15 protein-coding genes are annotated in these 17,546 nt (G+C 66.4%); all 15 read right to left on the bottom strand.

All coding sequences use genetic code 11. From position 1 onward, the window contains the following. Positions 1-147 precede the first annotated feature (147 nt). A complete protein-coding gene (locus QMX79_RS05690; protein WP_282245253.1) occupies positions 148-1,302 on the bottom strand; it encodes a YadA-like family protein in 1,155 nt (384 codons plus the stop codon). A 226-nt stretch (positions 1,303-1,528) separates the two neighbouring features. Next, the gene (locus tag QMX79_RS05685) at positions 1,529-3,022 is read right to left on the bottom strand and encodes a sigma-54 dependent transcriptional regulator (RefSeq protein WP_282245252.1); all 1,494 of its coding nucleotides are present in this window, start codon (positions 3,020-3,022) and stop codon (positions 1,529-1,531) included. Next, a complete protein-coding gene (locus tag QMX79_RS05680) occupies positions 3,019-3,396 on the bottom strand; it encodes a response regulator transcription factor (RefSeq protein WP_282245251.1) in 378 nt (125 codons plus the stop codon). The genes QMX79_RS05685 and QMX79_RS05680 overlap by 4 nt, the downstream gene beginning before the upstream one ends. 14 nt (positions 3,397-3,410) lie before the next feature. Then, the gene (gene rpoN, locus QMX79_RS05675; RefSeq protein WP_282245249.1) at positions 3,411-4,820 is read right to left on the bottom strand and encodes an RNA polymerase factor sigma-54; all 1,410 of its coding nucleotides are present in this window, start codon (positions 4,818-4,820) and stop codon (positions 3,411-3,413) included. A gap of 264 nt (positions 4,821-5,084) precedes the next feature. After that, entirely contained in the window at positions 5,085-5,717 is a 633-nt protein-coding gene (locus QMX79_RS05670) for a response regulator transcription factor (RefSeq protein ID WP_282245246.1), read from the bottom strand. 57 nt (positions 5,718-5,774) lie between these two features. After that, the gene (locus QMX79_RS05665; protein WP_282245243.1) at positions 5,775-6,359 is read right to left on the bottom strand and encodes a PilZ domain-containing protein; all 585 of its coding nucleotides are present in this window, start codon (positions 6,357-6,359) and stop codon (positions 5,775-5,777) included. Beyond that, on the bottom strand, positions 6,356-6,670 hold the full coding sequence (locus tag QMX79_RS05660) for a hypothetical protein (RefSeq protein ID WP_282245241.1): 315 nt from the start codon (positions 6,668-6,670) through the stop codon (positions 6,356-6,358). Before QMX79_RS05660 ends, QMX79_RS05665 begins: the two co-directional genes overlap by 4 nt. Further along, entirely contained in the window at positions 6,670-7,086 is a 417-nt protein-coding gene (fliS, locus tag QMX79_RS05655) for a flagellar export chaperone FliS (RefSeq protein WP_282245239.1), read from the bottom strand. Before fliS ends, QMX79_RS05660 begins: the two co-directional genes overlap by 1 nt. Positions 7,087-7,187: 101 nt before the next feature. Continuing rightward, entirely contained in the window at positions 7,188-8,546 is a 1,359-nt protein-coding gene (gene fliD / locus QMX79_RS05650; protein WP_282245237.1) for a flagellar filament capping protein FliD, read from the bottom strand. A gap of 197 nt (positions 8,547-8,743) precedes the next feature. Next, complete coding sequence (locus QMX79_RS05645; RefSeq protein ID WP_282245235.1) at positions 8,744-9,964, bottom strand: flagellin; 1,221 nt, start codon at positions 9,962-9,964, stop codon at positions 8,744-8,746. A gap of 208 nt (positions 9,965-10,172) precedes the next feature. Next, on the bottom strand, positions 10,173-11,414 hold the full coding sequence (locus QMX79_RS05640; protein ID WP_282245233.1) for a flagellin: 1,242 nt from the start codon (positions 11,412-11,414) through the stop codon (positions 10,173-10,175). A gap of 196 nt (positions 11,415-11,610) precedes the next feature. Continuing rightward, positions 11,611-12,840: a flagellin gene (locus QMX79_RS05635; RefSeq protein WP_282245231.1), complete on the bottom strand. Its 1,230-nt coding sequence runs from the start codon at positions 12,838-12,840 to the stop codon at positions 11,611-11,613. A gap of 193 nt (positions 12,841-13,033) precedes the next feature. Next, complete coding sequence (locus tag QMX79_RS05630; RefSeq protein ID WP_282245229.1) at positions 13,034-14,212, bottom strand: flagellin; 1,179 nt, start codon at positions 14,210-14,212, stop codon at positions 13,034-13,036. 247 nt (positions 14,213-14,459) lie between these two features. Then, positions 14,460-15,665 carry a flagellar hook-associated protein FlgL gene (flgL, locus tag QMX79_RS05625; RefSeq protein ID WP_282245227.1) on the bottom strand — a complete coding sequence of 402 codons (1,206 nt, stop codon included), beginning with the start codon at positions 15,663-15,665 and terminating at the stop codon, positions 14,460-14,462. Then, entirely contained in the window at positions 15,662-17,539 is a 1,878-nt protein-coding gene (gene flgK, locus QMX79_RS05620) for a flagellar hook-associated protein FlgK (protein WP_282245225.1), read from the bottom strand. The genes flgL and flgK overlap by 4 nt, the downstream gene beginning before the upstream one ends. Positions 17,540-17,546: the final 7 nt, after the last annotated feature.

Here is a 17,546-nt window from a genome sequence, read left to right as displayed (position 1 = left end):
GATCGATGCCGGTACCCGGTAGCGCCGGCCGTCAGCCGGCCCACTGAGCCGACGGAGGCGGCGTGGGGCAGCAGAAGGCGCGTAGTGCCAATAGAAACGAAGACGCCCGGAACACCCGGGCGTCTCCGCGAACCCTGTGGGAAAGGGCTACCAGGTAAACCCAGCGCCAATGGCTACTGAGCTTTCGTTGCCGCTTGTCGCGCCGCCCACCGAACCGGTGAAGCGTTCGGTGAAGCGGCGCCGGAACGAGGCGGCAAAGGCATTTTCCCCCTCGGACCAGCCCACGCCCACGCCCAGGTAGTTTGCACCGACGTCCGGCATGCCCGAGCTCTGCACCAGTGCGGCCGTCATGGCGCCTTGACGGCTGATCCTACGATCCATCAGGCGCAGGCTTTCATCCATGCCGTTTAGACGGTCGTCAATGCCGGCGAAGCGGTCATTGGCTTCGGCCTTGAACTGCGCCAGATCCGCAGCCGCGCTGTTGGCCAAGCCCCCGACCTGGTTGATCTGCTGGTCGGTGTAGGTGTTGGCCGCCGTCAACGTATCGCCGGCCACTGTGTCGGTGTACGTGTTGGCTTCGGTCAAGGTCGCATCGGCCTGTTCGTCGGTGTAGGTGTTCGCCTCGGCCAACGTGGCGTCTGCCTGCGCGTCTGTGTATGCGTTGGCCGAGGCAAGCGTGGTCGCGGCCGACTCCTTCAGCTGGCTGACATTGACACCATCGGTATCGGCCACGCCGGCCGCCATGTTGGTGATCTTGCGTTCGGCACCGGCGGCACCGATGGACACCGTGTTGGCTTCACTGGCTACCGAGCCGGCACCGAGCGCGATGGCGTTTGCCGCAGACGAGTTGGCGCCCTGGCCGATGGCGATTGAGTTCTGTTGACCCGCTTGGGTACCCACGCCGAATGCCATGCCGCCTTCGCCCACTGCACTGCTGTTGACACCGATCACTACCGTGTCACGGCCAGACGCGGTGTTGTTGTAACCAATGGCCGTGGAGGCGAAGCCGCTTGCGTTCGCGTTGCGCCCGACGGCGGTTGCGAACTGATCACCTGCGCTTGAACCGCCACCGACAGCGGTGGCATTGGCGCCCGCGGCGGTTGCACCGTCGCCGCAGGCGAACGCGGCGGCGCCGGTTGCAGTGGGTGCAGCGCCACCGGTCTGGGTGCAGACGGTCTGCGCCAATACAGGCGAGCCCGTTGACAGGAACACGCCCAGCGCTGCGCCGATGATGAAGAGGGAACGGGCGAGGGGAGCGCGCGAAACACCACGCAAAGCAATGCGATACCAGGAACGATCCATGGCGGAGATCCTCGGGTGACAGCGCACCCGGCCGGTGCTTCCGGTCGAGCGAACTGCGTGAATCCCCCGATTCCCCGTGAGCCGGAGCGTGTTGGAAGCCCCTGCACGCGGCTGTTGGCGACGCTATGCCCGTGCCCGTCATGGCGAGGTGAAGGCGGTAGAGCCACGCCCTGCGTGGCTTTGCGGTGTTCGACGGGGAGCAGCCACGCAGGGCGTGGCGCTACGGTCAACCGGTCAGTTCGGCCTGGTCGCGCTCGATGCCGTACTTGCGCAGCTTTTCCACCAGCGTGGTGCGGCGCAGGCCAAGCAGCTGGGCCGCGTGGGCGACCACGCCCTGCGTGCGCTCCAACGCCTCGTTGATCAGGTTCAACTCGATGTTGGCCATGTGGTTGCGCAGGTCCAGGCCGGCGTCGGGCAGGGCAGGTGCCTTGCCATTGACCGCAGTACCGTTGGCCGCGGCGCCCGCTTCCGCCGCCGGGGCGTGGAACGAGAAGCTGCGCAGGTCCAGGCGGTCATCGCCGGCCGGTACCGGAGTGGCCACCGCAACCGGTGCTGCCACCGCGAAATCACCGCGATAGCGTGCCGGCAGGTCCTGCACGCGCACGTTGCCGCCCGGATGCAGCACCGCCAGGCGCTCCACCAGGTTGGTCAGCTCGCGCACGTTGCCCGGCCATTCGTAACTGGCCAGCGCCTGCAGTGCTTCGGGGCTGAAACGCACTTCGCCGCGCCCGGTGCGGGCCAGCTGGCCGGCAATGGTGGCCACCAGCGCCGGCAGGTCTTCACTGCGCTCGCGCAGGGCCGGCACGTCGATCGGGAACACGTTGAGCCGGTAGAACAGGTCCTCGCGGAACTTGCCATCGGCAATGCGCGATTCCAGGTCGCGATGGGTTGCGGCAATCACCCGCACGTTGCAGCGGATGGTCTGGTTGCCGCCCACGCGCTCGAAGCTGCGTTCCTGCAGCACGCGCAGCAGCTTCACCTGCATCGGCAGGCTCATGTCGCCGATTTCATCCAGCAGCAGGGTGCCGCCTTCGGCCATTTCGAAACGGCCCTTGCGGGCGCTCAGCGCGCCGGTGAAGGCGCCTTTTTCGTGACCGAACAGCTCGCTTTCCAGCAGGTCGGCCGGGATCGCGCCGCAGTTGATCGCCACGAACGGACCATCGCGGCGCGGTGAGCGCTGGTGGATCGAACGCGACACCACTTCCTTGCCGGTACCCGATTCGCCCAGCACCAGCACGGTGGTGTCGAAAGCGGCCACCTGCTCGATCATCTGGCGCAGCGCGCTGACCGCCGCGCCGTCGCCGGTCGGGCCCTGGTCCTGCACGGCACCGGCCTGGTGTTCGGCATCCAGCCGCTTCAGGCTGGCACGGCGCAGCAGCGCTTCCATCTGCGCATGCCGCAGTGGCGCTTCCAGCGGCCATACGTTGGCTTCATGCAGGCCGTGGCGCTGGGCGAACGCGGCGGCATCGCCGTCAATCAGCATCACCGGCGGCGGCAGCGCGCCCTGGCCAGCCCAGGCAAACAGCGCTTCGCTGCGCGCGCCCGGTTCCAGCCCGCCGATGATCACGGCCATCCAGTCGGTGGCGCGGTGGCGGGTGGTATCGAAATCGGCCGCGTCGGCAATCCAGCGGGGGTTGAAGTCCATGAATTCCAGCAGGCCAACGGTGCGCTCGGCACGCACGGCGTCGTTGTCCAGCACCAGGATGCGCGACTCGCTCATGGCGTCGGCTCCTTCAAGCCCTCCAGGATCGGCATGACCTCCTGGATGTAGGACAGCTTGCTGACGAAGTTGTCGGCGCCGGCGCGCAACGAGTGCTCGCGGTGCTCGACGTCGTCGAAGTGGCTGGCGATGACGATGTACGGGGCATCATCCTGCGACTTGATCAGGCGGGTGGCCTGCAGCCCGCCCATTTCGGGCATGGCCAGGTCCATCAGCACGACCTGCGGGCGCAGTGCTTCGGAGCGCTCGATGGCTTCCAGGCCATTGGCGGCGCTGCCGACCACATCCAGCCACTCGACCTTGCGGAAGTGGCGCATGGCGGCGTTGATGAAACCTTCGTGGTCATCGACCAGCAGGACGGTGAGCTTGTTCATGTCGTGTACTTCCTTCAGCCCACCCGGGCCAGTAGCGGGGTGCGGGCATTGTGCCGGCGGCGTTCCCGGGCCGGGGCGATGTCCAGTTGTTCGCGGTATTTTGCAACGGTTCGGCGTGCAATGTTCACACCCTGACGTGACAGAAGTCCCGCAATGGCTTCATCAGCCAGCGGACGACCCGCCGGTTCGGCATCGATCAGGCGCCGGACCATGGCCTTCACGGCCTGGCCGGAGACGCTGGCGCCTTCCAGGCGCACGGCGAAGAAGTGCTTCAGCTCCAGGGTGCCGCGCGGGGTCTGCAGGTACTTGCCGGTGGTGATGCGCGAAACGGTGGACTCGTGCATGCCGATCGCATCGGCCACTTCCTTCAGGGTCAGCGGCGCCATCGCCTCTTCGCCGCGGGTGAGGAAGCCGGCCTGGCGCTCGATGATGACCCGGGTGGTGCGCAGCAGGGTGTCGTAGCGCATGGACAGGCCACGGGTCAGCCAGCGGGCTTCCTGCAGCATGTCGCGCAGCGGCTGGGCGCTGTCGCCGGCATCGGCCAGGGCACTTTCGTAGGTGGCGTTGATGCTCAGGCGGCGGCTGGTGGCCGGGTTCAGGGCCACGCGCCACTGGCCGTCGGCGTGCCACGCCACCACATCGGGGATGACCGCGCCGGACGTATCCGGCAGCAGGCTGTCGCCGGGGCGCGGCTGCAGCGAGAGGATCAGGCGCACCGCTTCGTGGATGTCGGCCACTTCGGCATCCAGCTGGCGGGCCAGGGCAGGGTAGTCGTGCGTGGCCAGGGCTTCCAGGCCGTGGTCCAGCACGCGCAGGGCCAGGTGGCGGGCCGGCACGCGGCCGTGCAGGGCGCGCAGCTGGACCGACAGGCATTCGTGCAGGTCGCGGGCGGCCAGGCCGGTCGGGTCGCCGTGCAGGATCTGCTGGCGCACCGCTTCCACGCCGGCCGCGTCCACATCGCAGTGGGCGCTGGCCAGCAGGGTCAGCTGCTCCAGCGGGGCGTCCAGGTAGCCGGCATCGTCGCAGTGCTCCAGCCAGAAACGGGCCACGGCCAGTTCGCGTGCATCCAGTTCCAGCGACAGGCGCTGCAGGGCACGCAGCTGCGGGTCGCTGGATTCGTCGGCGGCAATGCGCTGCAGGCGGTCGTCGTCGCCGTCGTGCCAGCTGGCCCCGGCCACGTCCCACATCGCCGGCTCGGGCAGTTCGTCGAAGGCGGCCACTTCCACGGTGGTGCCGGCTTCGCCGGTCTCGGCGGTGTCGGGCGCGGGCGCTTCTTCCAGCTCCAGCAGCGGGTTGGTCTCCAGTGCGCGGCGGATTTCCAGCTCCAGCTGCATGCCGTCCAGCTGCAGCAGTCGGATCGACTGCAGCAATTGCGGCGTGAGGTGCAGCTGCTGACCCATCTGGGTCGACATCATCGGCTTCATGCGGTGTATCCCCGTCGCCCCGAGTCCCCGGTGCGTTATGGAACACATCTTGCTTGTGATCTCGTGGGGACGAAATCAGGGGGTTCCCTAGCGGGGTCGTCAGGTTCCCGACAGTGTGTGGGGAGATTCCTGACGGTATGTCTGGTTATTTGACGCTGCGCGCGGCGGGAATCGCTGTTTCCGGGGCCGGCGCGGGTGTGTCCGGTTCAAAAATCCGACGGCGATGGCCGGCGTGGCCAGCGGGTGTCGGGGAATCGACGCCGGTTATTCCAGCTCGTGCTGGTGGCGTGCCGCCAGCAGCAACAGGTCGTTGGCGCGGCGGCAGCCGAGGGATTCCATCATGCGCGCACGGTGGGTTTCCACCGTCTTGACGCTGATGCCCAGGTCGGCGGCGATTTCCTTGTTGCTTTCGCCCTTGCCGATCTGGCGCAGGATCTCGCGCTGGCGCGGCGAGAGCGCGGCAACGCCGACCGGCTTTTCCTTGCCCAGCATGGGCGCAAGCATCTTGGCCGAGATCTGCGGGCTGAGGAACACCTGGCCGGCATGGGCCGCACGCAGGGCCAGGTCCAGCTCCTGGGGGGCGGCATCCTTGACCACGAAGCCAACCGCACCGCGGTCCAGCGCGTCGCGCACGTGCACCGCGTCGTCGTGCATGGTCATCATCACCACGCGGGTGCCGGGCGCGCGTACCAGGATGTCGCTCAGGGCTTCCAGCCCGGTACGGCCGGGCAGGGACAGGTCCATCAGGATCACGTCGGGCGAATGCAGCAGCGCCATTTCCAGCGCCTGCTGTGCATTGCTGGCCTCTGCGGCGACCTCCACGTCGGCAAAGCCCTGGAGCAGGCGGCTGAGGCCGGCGCGGACCAGGGTGTGATCGTCGACGATGAGAACGCGCACGGGCAGAGGGGATGTGAAGAAAGGAAGTTCTTCACATTATCCTAGCGCGGGGCTTTATTAAAGACCGCGCCGCCGGGAATCCGCCACCTGGCGCCGGTGCAGGCGGAACAGGTGCCGCTCCAGGGCCATTTCCAGCCCGTCGCTCATGGGCTCGAAGCGCAGCCAGAGGAAACACGAGCCGGAACCGGTGGCCGCTTCGGCCAGCACGGCCACGGGCAGGTCGATATGGTCGGGCAGCCAGTCGCAGGGCTGCAGGCGGATCACGCCCAGGCTGCCGGCCGGCGCCCCGGTGCGGGCGCCCAGCTCAAGCCGGATGCCCCGGCGCGACCAGCGCAGCGGGCGCAGGTCCAGGTCCTGCGCGCTCTGCCGCACCAGGCGGCCGAGCAGGACCATGGTCAGGTCCAGCTTGGCTTCCAGGCGCTGCAGCTGGGTGCTGGACTCGCCGCGGTCGTCATGGCCGTCATCGCCCCGGGAATCCTCGACCAGGGCCACGCTGCGCAGCAGGGTTTCGGCGCTGCCCGGGCGGATCACGCTGCTGCCCAGGCGGAATTCGGCGGGCAGGGCGACATCGCAGCTCAGCGTTTCATCGAACAGCTCGCTTTCGGCCGGATGATGGATGTCGCTGGGGCGAAGGTCGCTCATGTCAGGGATTCTGCCCGGAGGTAGGCGAGGGACGCGCGAACGGCGCGTCGGTCGGCGGTGATGTGGGTGCCCGCTTCGTCGCGGCGGGCGGCCATGCGGATGCTGACCTGCTGCTGGCGGGCGATCAGCCCGCGCAGGGAACCGGCGTCGATGCGGGCATCGTGTTCGTCCAGGTACGCCCGGACCTGCTGGTCGTAGGCGTCCATCAGGCGCTGGGTGAGGTCGTGGTCTTCACCTTCGACGGCGCGCGACAACTCGTCCAGCGCGTCGTGCAGCGGTTGCAGTACGTCGGTGGCGAGTGCGGCGTGCATCAGGCGCCTGCCGCAGCGGGCTGGCGCTGGTCGTGCGGGATGGCATTCCACGCAGCATCGATCTCGGTCAGCAGCTGCAGGGCTTCTTGCAGGGCGGCGCCGTCGTTGTGCAGGTTGGCATCGGTCAGGCGCTGCATGACGTAGTCGTACAGGGCCGACAGGTTGCCGGCGATGTCGCCGCCGGCTTCGTGGTCGAGCGAGCCATTGAGGTGGCCTACGATGGCACAGGCCTCGCCGATCGCCTTGCCCTTGCGGGCCTGGTCATTGCGCTCAAGGCAGGCTTCGGCCAGGCGGATGCGCTCGCAGGCACCGGTCAGCAGCATGGCGACCAGCTTATGCGGGTCGGCATCGTTGACGGCGCTGGAAACGCCGACCTTGCGGTACTGCTCTGCGTACTGACGGCTGGAACCGTACATTGGAAATTTCTCCTCAGGGACCCACGCCAGACATCAGGTGGTGGGTGCTGCCATGAATATCGGCGGTGCGGTACGGAAACTTGAGCGCTGCCCGCGACGGATCAGCTGCTGGTCTTCTTCGCCAGCGCCTGGGTCAGGCTGTCGCTGGTGGTCTGCATCTGGGTGACCAGGGTTTCCATGGCGGTGAACTGCTTGGTGTAGCGGTCGGAAACTTTCTCCATGCGCGCATCGAGCGCGTCCAGGCGGCTTTCCAGGTCCTTGATCTGCTTGTTCAGCGAATTGGTGCGCTGGGTGAGGGTGCCGGTTTCCTTGTCCAGGTTGCTCTTGATGAGCGTGTCCATGGGCTTGGCGATGGCGCCTTCCTTGCCGAACAGGCGCGCGACGGCGTCCGGGTCCTTGCCGATGGCGGTTTCCATCTTGCCGGTGTCCAGGGTCAGGCTGCCGTCGGCGGCCATGGTGACGCCCATGTCCTTGAGGCCGTTGATGTTGGTGCTGAACTGGCTGCGCAGCTGCTGCTGCAGGCCACGCACCATGGCATCGCCGGTCAGGGCGGCGGCGGTCTTGCTGGTGGCGTTGTAGGCACTGGTGGACTTCAGCGCGGTGTTCATCGCGTTGTAGGCGGCGACGAAGGTGGCCATGTCCGCCTTGACCGAGGTGTTGTCGCGGGTGATGGTCAGCGTCTGGGTCTTGCCCGCCTCGGTACCGGCCTTGGTCAGGGTCAGGTTCACGCCCGGGACGATGTCGCTGATGGTGTTGGAGCTGGAGGTGCGGGTGAAGCCGTCCACGACCACCACGGCATCCTTGGGCTCGACGGTCTGGGTCATGCCCGAGCCGGCGGTGCCGTCGTAGGTAAGGCCGCTGAGGCCGCCGTTGCCGCCGCTGGCGGTGATCTTGACGGCGCCGGCCAGGCCGGTGTCGACGGCGCTGAGCACGAGGTGCTGGCCGTCGTCGGCGGTGATGACGCTGGCGGTGACGCCCTTGCCACCGGCCGCCTTGTTGATGGCAGCGGCGATGTCGGTGAGCTTGCTGTCTTCGTTGACGACGACATCGAAGGTCTTGTCGCCATAGGCCACGGTCAGGGTGCCATCACCCACGACCGCATCCTTGCCATAGGCACCGGAGCTGAGCTTCTGGCCCTGCGCCAGTGATTTGACTTCGACCTGGTGGGTACCGGCCGAGGCCGAGGCGGCGCCGTCGGAGGTGTCGATGCTGGCGGTGAAGTTGGAATCGGTGATGGTGCTGGTCTTGAACGACGGTTTGTCGGCGTTCTTGATCAGGCTGGCCAGGGTGGTCTGCAGGTTGGTCATGCCACTGGTGAGGGTGGCGAGTGCCGACAACTTGGCACTGGCGGCAGTGCCGGCGGAATTGATCTGGTTTTCCTGGGGCTCGCGCTCCTTGGCGACCAGCTGGGCCACCAGGGTGGGAATATCGAGGCCGGTACCAATGGTGCCAATCGCCATGTCTGCAGTCCTGTCTTCAAAAGTGGGCACGCAACCGCCTGCGCTTCCTGCAGGTGGTATCGGCCCGGAACGGGGAGGCTTGAGCGCCACCGCCATCCGGCGGGCGCGCTGATGCCAAAGCAGGTGCAAGCGCCATGCCAAGACCATGAAAAAACCCCGCCGGAGCGGGGTTTCCTGTTACGCACCCTCTGCAGGCATCAGCCCTGCAGCAGGCTCATGACGCTCGAGGGCGACTGGTTGGCCTGGGCCAGCATCGCGGTGCCGGCCTGCTGCAGGATCTGCGTGCGGGTCAGTTCGGCGGTTTCCTTGGCGTAGTCGGTGTCGCGGATACGGCTGCGCGAGGCCGACAGGTTTTCCGAGGTGGTGTTCAGGTTGGCGATGGTGGAGGTGAAGCGGTTCTGGATCGCACCCATGTCGGCGCGCGAGGAGTTCACGGCCTTCAGGGCGTTGTCGACGATCGCCAGCGAGCGCTGGGCACCGGCAACGGAGCTGATGTTCAGGTCGCCGACCGAGGTCTTGGTGGTCGACACGGTGCCGCTGTTGGCTGCGGTGCTGGTTTCGGTCAGGCCAACGTTGGCGGCGGTGACTGCGGTGGCGCCAGCGGTGACGGTGCCGCCGTAGGCGACGTCGAAGGCCTGGCCGTCCTTGATGCCGCCCAGGGTGATCACGCCGCTCTTGACCGAGGCGTAGACGCCGGTGGTGTCCATCTTTTCGTTGATCGCGGCGGCGGTGGCAGCGGTGATCGACTGGCCGGCCTTCACGTTGAAGTCGGCGATGGTGACGGTCTGCGCGGTGCCACCCTTGGGGGTGTAGGAGATCTGCAGGCCGCTGAACTTGGTGTCGGCGGTGGCGGCATCGGCGCCAGCCAGGCTGGTGCCGACGTAGTCGCCGGCGAAGAACCCGCTGCCGAGCTTGCTGGTGCTGGAGTCGACGATGCTGTTGATGCCGATGGTCTGGCCCGAGTCAGCGCCGACCTGGAACAGGGCGCCGGAGAACGAGCCGTCCAGCAGCTTGGTGCCGTTGAAGTTGGTCTGGCGCGAAACGCGGTCGATTTCCGAGGTCAGCTGCTTCACTTCGGCGTTCAGCGCTTCACGGTCGCTGTCGGAGTTGGTGGCGTTGGCCGACTGCACCGACAGTTCACGGATACGCTGCAGGTTGTTGCCGATTTCAACCATCGCACCTTCGGCGGTCTGGGCCAGCGAAATGCCGTCGTTGGCGTTGCGCACGGCCACGTCCAGGCCACGGATCTGGGTGCTGAAACGCTCGGAGATGGCCAGGCCGGCCGCGTCGTCCTTGGCGCTGTTGATGCGCAGGCCCGAGGACAGGCGCTGGATCGTGGTGGCCAGGCTGGAACCGCTGGTGGACAGGTTGCGCTGGGCGTTCAGCGACATCACGTTGGTATTGATGACTTGTGCCATTTTCTTGCTCCTGGTGGCGATGATGTCGCCGGTGGTAGAGGTGTTTCCCCTTGCGGGGAGGCCACGCGTTAGGTCATGCCATGGCTGAAATCATTAGCGACACTTTGTCAACAAGCTTTAATCAATTGATGCGGAAAATCGTGGAAAAATCCGGAACAAAAAACCCCGCCGAAGCGGGGTTTTTCGTAGTGCGTACCACGCGCAGGGATCAGCCCTGCAGCAGGCTCATCACGCTCGAGGGCGACTGGTTGGCCTGGGCCAGCATCGCGGTACCGGCCTGCTGCAGGATCTGCGTGCGGGTCAGTTCGGCGGTTTCCTTGGCGTAGTCGGTGTCGCGGATACGGCTGCGCGAGGCCGACAGGTTTTCAGAGGTGGTGCCGAGGTTGGCGATGGTGGAGGTGAAGCGGTTCTGGATGGCACCCATGTCGGCACGCGAGGAGTTGACCGCCTTCAGGGCCTTGTCGACCACGTCGATGGCCTGCTGGGCGCCCACCACCTTGGAGATGTCCAGGCCGGCGGCGAAGCTCTTGGTGGTCGGCGCGGCGGGGGAGGTGGTGAAGGTCGGGGCGGTCTTGGTGGCCGGGGTGGCGGCGGTGTCGGTCCAGGTGCCTGCGGTGACCACGAAGGCCTTGAAGGCGCCGGTGGCGTCGGTGCTGTCCTTGATCGCGGTCAGGTTGACCTTGGTGGGGTCGGTCTTGTCGACTTCGGCGTAGACGCCGGACTGGTCCATCTTTTCATTCAGCGCGGCGGCCACGGCCTTGGCGGCGGCGCCCTGCATGTCGGCGGCGGTGGTGCCGGTGGCCTTGACATTGATGGTGTCCAGATCGATGGCCTTGCCGTCCGAACCGGTCACCTTCATGCCGGTGATGGTCAGGCCAAGGCCGGCGGTCACGCCTGCTGCGGCGACGGTGAGCGAGTTCTTGTCGAACTGCGAGCCGCCCAGCGAGGAGCTGCTGGCGTTGACGATGCTGTTGATGCCGATGGTCTGGCCCGAATCCGCGCCGACCTGGAACAGGGCGCCGGAGAACGAGCCGTCCAGCAGCTTGGTGCCGTTGAAGTTTGTCTGGCGCGAAACGCGGTCGATTTCCGAGACCAGCTGCTTGACTTCGGCGTTCAGCGCTTCACGGTCGCTGTCGGAGTTGGTGGCGTTGGCCGACTGCACCGACAGTTCACGGATACGCTGCAGGTTGTTGCCGATTTCGACCATCGCGCCTTCGGCGGTCTGGGCCAGCGAGATGCCGTCATTGGCATTGCGCACGGCAACGTCCAGGCCGCGGATCTGGGTGCTGAAGCGTTCGGAGATGGCCAAGCCGGCGGCATCGTCCTTGGCGCTGTTGATCCGCAGGCCCGAGGACAGGCGCTGGATGGTGGTGGCCAGGCTGGAACCGCTGGTCGACAGATTGCGCTGTGCGTTCAGCGACATCACATTGGTGTTGATGACTTGTGCCATTTCCGTGCTCCTGGGTGATGCGGGTTGGGTGGGCTGCCGTGAGGGGCAGCGGGCGATGTGCCCTGCTTGAGATCAATAACGACACGCCGGGGGGAACCTTTAGGGGTCCACGGCAGAAAATGTTCGGGTGTCAATGGCTGGAACGAAAAAACCCCGCCGGGGCGGGGTCTTTCGTAGAGCGAATGCCGTGCAGGGATCAGCCCTGCAGCAGGCTCATCACGCTCGAGGGCGACTGGTTGGCCTGGGCCAGCATCGCGGTACCGGCCTGCTGCAGGATCTGCGTGCGGGTCAGTTCGGCGGTTTCCTTGGCGTAGTCGGTGTCGCGGATACGGCTGCGCGAAGCGGACAGGTTTTCCGAGGTGGTGCCGAGGTTGGCGATGGTGGAGGTGAAGCGGTTCTGGATCGCACCCATGTCGGCACGCGAGGAGTTCACCGCGGTCAGCGCCTTGTCGACGATCGACAGGGCCTGCTGGGCGCCGGCGACCTTGGAGATGTCCAGGTCGGAGGCGTAGTTGGTCTTGAGCAGGGCCTGCGCGCCAGCGTTGGTCGGGGCGTAGGCGGCACCCGGCAGGGCAACACCGGTGGTGGTGCCGACGCTGCCGAAGGTCACGTCAATGGCATTGAACACGCCCTTGTCGTCCACGTTGTTCTGCACCGAGGTGAGCTTGACCGCACCGGAGGCGCCGGCTTCGGCATAGACGCCGGTCTGGTCCATCTTTTCATTGATGGCGGCGGCGACGGCAGCGGTGGCGGCCTTCTGGGTGGCAGCCAGGTCGACGCCGGCCTTCACTTCGATGTCCGACAGCTTGTAGGAGTTGCCGTCGGCGCCCTTGATTTCCATGCCGGTGATCTTGACGTCGCCATTGGCGGCGCCCTGGGCAAGGGTGAACGTGCCGGTATCGAACTTGGCGCCGCCCAGCGCGCTGGCGCTGGCGTTGACGATGCTGTTGATGCCGATGGTCTGGCCCGAATCGGCGCCGACCTGGAACAGGGCGCCGGAGAACGAGCCGTCCAGCAGCTTGGTGCCGTTGAAGTTGGTCTGGCGCGAAACGCGGTCGATTTCCGAGACCAGCTGCTTCACTTCGGCGTTCAGCGCTTCACGGTCGCTGTCGGAGTTGGTGGCGTTGGAGGACTGGACCGACAGTTCACGGATGCGCTGCAGGTTGTTGCCGATTTCGACCATCGCGCCTTCGGCGGTCTGGGCCAGCGAGATGCCGTCGTTGGCATTGCGCACGGCAACGTCCAGGCCACGGATCTGGGTGCTGAAGCGTTCGGAGATGGCCAGGCCGGCGGCATCGTCCTTGGCGCTGTTGATCCGCAGGCCCGAGGACAGGCGCTGGATGGTGGTAGCCAGGCTGGAACCGCTGGTCGACAGATTGCGCTGTGCGTTCAGCGACATCACATTGGTGTTGATGACTTGTGCCATTTCCGTGCTCCTGGATACGAAGGTATTGCGGTTTTTTGGGGTGCCCCGGGGGAGGCAGTGGGCGATGTGCCCTGGTTGAAATCATTAACGACACCCCGCCGGGAACCTTTAGGGTCGACAGGGGGATTTTTGCGCTTGTCAACAAAAAAACCCCGCCGGGGCGGGGTTTTCTGTGATGCATCTACTGCCGGGATCAGCCGTTCAGCAGGCTCATCACGCTGGAAGGCGACTGGTTGGCCTGGGCCAGCATCGCGGTGCCGGCCTGCTGCAGGATCTGCGTGCGGGTCAGTTCGGCGGTTTCCTTGGCGTAGTCGGTGTCGCGGATACGGCTGCGCGAGGCCGACAGGTTTTCGGAGGTGGTGTTCAGGTTGGCGATGGTGGAGGTGAAGCGGTTCTGGATCGCACCCATGTCGGCGCGCGAGGAGTTGACCGACTTCAGCGCATCATCGATGACCGACAGAGCGCGCTGGGCGCCAGCGACGCTGGAGATGTTCACGCCGCTCACGGTGTCGCTGACCGCGGCATCGACCTTGGTCGCCGAAATGCCGGCGAAGGCCGGGGCCAGGTCGGCGTCGGTGGTAGTACCGGCGGTGAACTCGAAGGCCTGGCCCGACTTCAGCGAGGTCAGCGTCATCACGCCAGCCTTGTCCAGCGAGGCGTAGACGCCGGTCTGGTCCATCTTGTCGTTCAGCGCGTTGACCGTCTTCTTGGCAACGTCGATGGCCGATTCGCCCGCCTTGAAGGACACGTCGCCGATATCCACGTTGTTCACCTTCAAGCCGGTGACCTTGCCGTCTGCCGCTGCGGCATCGCCGTAGATGGCGCCCGTGCTCTTCTGCTCCGCGGCGTACTTGCCGCTGCCCAGCGTATCGGTGCTCGCGTCAACGATGCTGTTGATGCCAATGGTCTGGCCCGAATCGGCGCCGATCTGGAACAGCGCGCCCGAGAACGAGCCGTCCAGCAGCTTGGTGCCGTTGAAGTTGGTCTGGCGGGAAACGCGGTCGATTTCCGAGGTCAGCTGCTTCACTTCGGCGTTCAGCGCTTCGCGGTCGCTGTCGGAGTTGGTGGCGTTGGCCGACTGCACCGACAGTTCACGGATGCGCTGCAGGTTGTTGCCGATTTCGACCATCGCGCCTTCGGCGGTCTGGGCCAGCGAAATGCCGTCGTTGGCATTGCGCACGGCCACGTCCAGGCCGCGGATCTGGGTGCTGAATCGCTCGGAGATGGCGAGGCCGGCCGCGTCGTCCTTGGCGCTGTTGATGCGCAGGCCCGAGGACAGGCGCTGGATCGTGGTGGCCAGGCTGGAACCGCTGGTCGACAGATTGCGCTGTGCGTTCAGCGACATCACGTTGGTATTGATTACTTGTGCCATTTATCTCTTTCCTGTGGGCAAGTTCCGGCCGCGGCGTGCACCCGGAGTTGACGCAGAGTCCGCACCCGTGGCGGATGCAGCTGTTGCAGGAGAGATAACGGCGGTTGGCGCGAAGCCTTGAGAAAAAATACGCGGAAAACATCACCCGGGAGGGGTGATGGTCGGTGGTCGCGCGCGTCCGGCAGGGGCCGGAACACGCGCGAAAGCCTGCAGCGCGGGGCGTCTGGCGCCCGGCGTGCGCGCTATGTCAGCGGATCGCGTTGAACAGCGACATCTGCTGCATCTGGGTGAAAATCGTCTGCGCGGCCTGCAGGGAAATCTGTTCCAGCTGGTACTGGCCGATGGCTTCGGCGTAATCCAGGTCGCGCATGGCCGACAGGGTGGTCTTCAGGGTCACGCCGTTGGCCTCGCGCAGAGCGCCGGCATCGTCGATGGCCTTGAGCTGGGCACCGCCGGCGGCGCGGGCGTCGATGAACTTCTCCGAGGCACGGGCCACGTCACGGATGCCGGCCTGCAGGATGTTCTGCTGGCGGGCCACGGCGGTCGGGTCGTCGGCGGCGTTGTCCAGGGCGTTGATCATGCCGTCCAGGGTGGAGAAGATGTCGCGGGCATCGGCAGCGCCGATCCCGAAGCTGTCGCCCGCCTTGGGTTCACCTTCGATCCGCATGGAAACGCCTTCGAACGTGATGTCTTCGCCGGCCTTGAAAGCGCCGGTCTTGACCACGGTGTTGGTCGCATCGACCACTTCATAGGCGTCCGGCCCGGTGAAGCGCAGGGTGTAGCTGGCGCCATCCCAGCTGCCCGAGGCCGGGTCGCGGCCGAAGGTGGTGAGCACGCCGGTGCCGGTGTTGGTGCCGGCGGCGCTGCCGTCCAGGGTGCCATCACCGGTGCGGATGCGCAGGAAGATCTCGCTGCCGGGCAGGGCATCCTTGACGAAGGTGTCCGGCGCCACTTCCACCTGGCGCTGGGTCTGGTCGCCGTTGTAGGTGACCACGCCGTTGCTGAGCTTGAACGGCGCATCGGCGTCGTCGGTGCCGCCGAACAGGTAGCGGCCGGTGCCGTCGGTGGAATTGGCCAGCGACAGCAGGCCGTCGCGCACGCTCTTCAGTTCCGAGGCGATCGACTTCAGGTCGGCCGCCGACAGCGCCGGGTTGTTGGCCTGGATGGTCAGTTCGGTGATGTGGGCCATCATCTCGCCGGCCTGGGCCAGCGCGTTTTCCTGCAGGCCCAGGCGGTTTTCCACCACGTCGCCATTGCGGGCGAAGCGGTCCAGTTCGGCCACGGCGCGGTCCAGGCCGACCGCGGTGCCGGCGGCGACCGGGTCGTCCTTGGCGCTGACCAGTTTCTTGCCAGTAGCCAGCTGCTGCTCCAGGTGGTTCATCTTGCTCTGCTTGGCCATCATCATCGAGATGGACTGGTTGAACATCATCCCGGTGGAGATTCGGTTGTTCATCGCGAAACGGCTCCCAGGATGGTCTGGAACATGGTGTCGGCAGTGGAAATCAGCTGCGAGGCGGCCTGGTAGGCCTGCTGCAGCCGGAGCATGTCGGCGGCTTCTTCGTCCAGGTTGACCCCGGACACCGAGTCGCGCGAGGCCTGTGCCTGGTCGGTGATGACCTGCTGGGCCTGCAGCGAGTAGTCGGCTGCGCGCGCGGCCGAACCGACCAGGGTGGTCAGGCCGCCGAGCGCGCCGTTCAGGGTGACCGTGCCGGCATTGAAGCTCTTGGCGTCTTCCACCTTGGCCAGCAGCAGGGCGTTGGTGTTGTCGCTGGACCCGGCCGGGGTGGGGCTGATGTTGAAGCTGTCGCCGACCTTGGGCGCACCGTCCAGCACGAAGCTCCAGCCGTTGGCGCTGATGGTCTGGCCGGCGGTGTAGGTGAACGGGCCGGTGCCATCGATGGTGTATTCGGTGGCGCTGGTGAACACGATCGCGGCCGGGTTGCGCAGGTTCGCGTTGGTGTAGTCGCCCACTGCCACGCCACTGACCTTGCCGGTGCCGGTGTTGCCCAGGCCGGCGGCGGCCTTGATCGGCGCGGCGGCGGCAATGCGTGAGGTATCGGTGATCGCCACCGACAGGGTACCGGCGACGCCGGCGGTGGGCTGGAGCAGGAAGCGGTCGTTCTGCGCCGGGGTGCCGGACATCACCATTTCCACGCCGTTGAGCACCAGCGGGTCGGCCGCGGTGCCGGTGCCGGTCATCGGCACGGCAGCACCGGTATCGGCACGCGTGGCCTGCCAGGCACCGCCGTCGAACTTCAGCACGATGTTCTGGCCGTCCAGCTTGGACAGGTCGCCGAAGCTGGCGCTGAAGCTGGCGGTGCCGGTATTGCCGGTGTTGCCGGTAACGCGCGGGCTGCCGTAGTTGAAGAAGTCGCCGCCCATGTTGCCGTACAGGTCGACGCCCTGGTGGTGGGTGTCGTTGAAGTTGCTGGCCAGGCCCACGGCAAGCTTGCCCAGCTCGGCCTGGGTGGGGGTGAGCACCGAATCGCGGAACTCGAGCAGGCCGCCGATCTGGCCGCCCAGGCTCTTCGGGTCCAGGGTGATCTTCTGGCCCTGGGTTTCCATCGCCAGCTGCAGGCGCTCGGGCTGGTAAGGGTCGGTCACCGTGGTGACCTTGCTGGCGGTGGTGCCTACCACCACGGCCTGGCCGCCGGCGGTATAGACGTTCATGAAGCCGCCGTCCTGGATCACCGCGGTACCGCCGGTGTAGCCGATCAGGTTGGCCACCAGCTGGTCGCGGCGGTCGAGCAGGTCCGGTGCGGCGGTATTGGCGTTGCTGCCGATGGCACCGTTGAGCTGGGCGATTTCCGCTGCCAGCCGGTTGACCTCGGAGGCGCCGGCGATGAGGCCGTTGTTGACCTCGCCATTGAGCGAGTTGAGGCTTTCGTTGAGCTGCTTGAAGCGGCTGGCCAGGGTGCCGGCGTTGTCCAGCACGTTCTGGCGGTCGGCGGTGCCCGAGGCATTCGAGGACAGGCCGCTGACCGTATCGAAGAAGTTCGACCACACGCCGGAGACATTGGTGGCGGTATCGGAGAACAGCGAATCCACGCGGTCGGCCAGGGTGGACAGCTGCTTCAGCCGCGCCAGTTCGCCACTGCTGTCGAGCAGCCGCGAGATCGCCAGCTGGTCGGCCACGCGGCGCACGTCGGTGATGCGGGTGCCGTTGCCGATATCGCCATAGCCCAGGTTCTGCGGGCTGGCGGTGGCGAAGTCCACCTTCTGCCGGCTGTAGCCGGGCGTGTTGATGTTGGCGACGTTATGGCTGGTGGTGGCCAGTGCGCGCTGGAAGGCGAGCAGGGCGCTGGTGCCGGTGGAAAGTACGGACATGGTTTAC

It is taken from the genome of Stenotrophomonas sp. PS02300, from assembly GCF_029959395.1.
GTDB lineage: Bacteria > Pseudomonadota > Gammaproteobacteria > Xanthomonadales > Xanthomonadaceae > Stenotrophomonas > Stenotrophomonas maltophilia_AD.
This window is presented reverse-complemented; position numbering and strand designations above follow the sequence as displayed.

Excerpts from the sequence above, each read along its gene's own strand:
- QMX79_RS05685 (WP_282245252.1), bottom strand. The coding sequence starts at position 3,022 with ATGAGCGAGTCGCGCATCCTGGTGCTGGACAACGACGCCGTGCGTGCC.
- flgK (WP_282245225.1), bottom strand. The coding sequence starts at position 17,539 with ATGTCCGTACTTTCCACCGGCACCAGCGCCCTGCTCGCCTTCCAGCGC.
- QMX79_RS05640 (WP_282245233.1), bottom strand. The coding sequence starts at position 11,414 with ATGGCACAAGTCATCAACACCAATGTGATGTCGCTGAACGCACAGCGC.
- fliD (WP_282245237.1), bottom strand. The coding sequence starts at position 8,546 with ATGGCGATTGGCACCATTGGTACCGGCCTCGATATTCCCACCCTGGTG.
- QMX79_RS05690 (WP_282245253.1), bottom strand. The coding sequence starts at position 1,302 with ATGGATCGTTCCTGGTATCGCATTGCTTTGCGTGGTGTTTCGCGCGCT.
- rpoN (WP_282245249.1), bottom strand. The coding sequence starts at position 4,820 with ATGAAGCCGATGATGTCGACCCAGATGGGTCAGCAGCTGCACCTCACG.
- QMX79_RS05680 (WP_282245251.1), bottom strand. The coding sequence starts at position 3,396 with ATGAACAAGCTCACCGTCCTGCTGGTCGATGACCACGAAGGTTTCATC.
- QMX79_RS05635 (WP_282245231.1), bottom strand. The coding sequence starts at position 12,840 with ATGGCACAAGTCATCAACACCAATGTGATGTCGCTGAACGCACAGCGC.
- QMX79_RS05630 (WP_282245229.1), bottom strand. The coding sequence starts at position 14,212 with ATGGCACAAGTAATCAATACCAACGTGATGTCGCTGAACGCACAGCGC.
- flgL (WP_282245227.1), bottom strand. The coding sequence starts at position 15,665 with ATGAACAACCGAATCTCCACCGGGATGATGTTCAACCAGTCCATCTCG.
- QMX79_RS05660 (WP_282245241.1), bottom strand. The coding sequence starts at position 6,670 with ATGCACGCCGCACTCGCCACCGACGTACTGCAACCGCTGCACGACGCG.
- QMX79_RS05665 (WP_282245243.1), bottom strand. The coding sequence starts at position 6,359 with ATGAGCGACCTTCGCCCCAGCGACATCCATCATCCGGCCGAAAGCGAG.
- QMX79_RS05645 (WP_282245235.1), bottom strand. The coding sequence starts at position 9,964 with ATGGCACAAGTCATCAATACCAACGTGATGTCGCTGAACGCCCAGCGC.
- fliS (WP_282245239.1), bottom strand. The coding sequence starts at position 7,086 with ATGTACGGTTCCAGCCGTCAGTACGCAGAGCAGTACCGCAAGGTCGGC.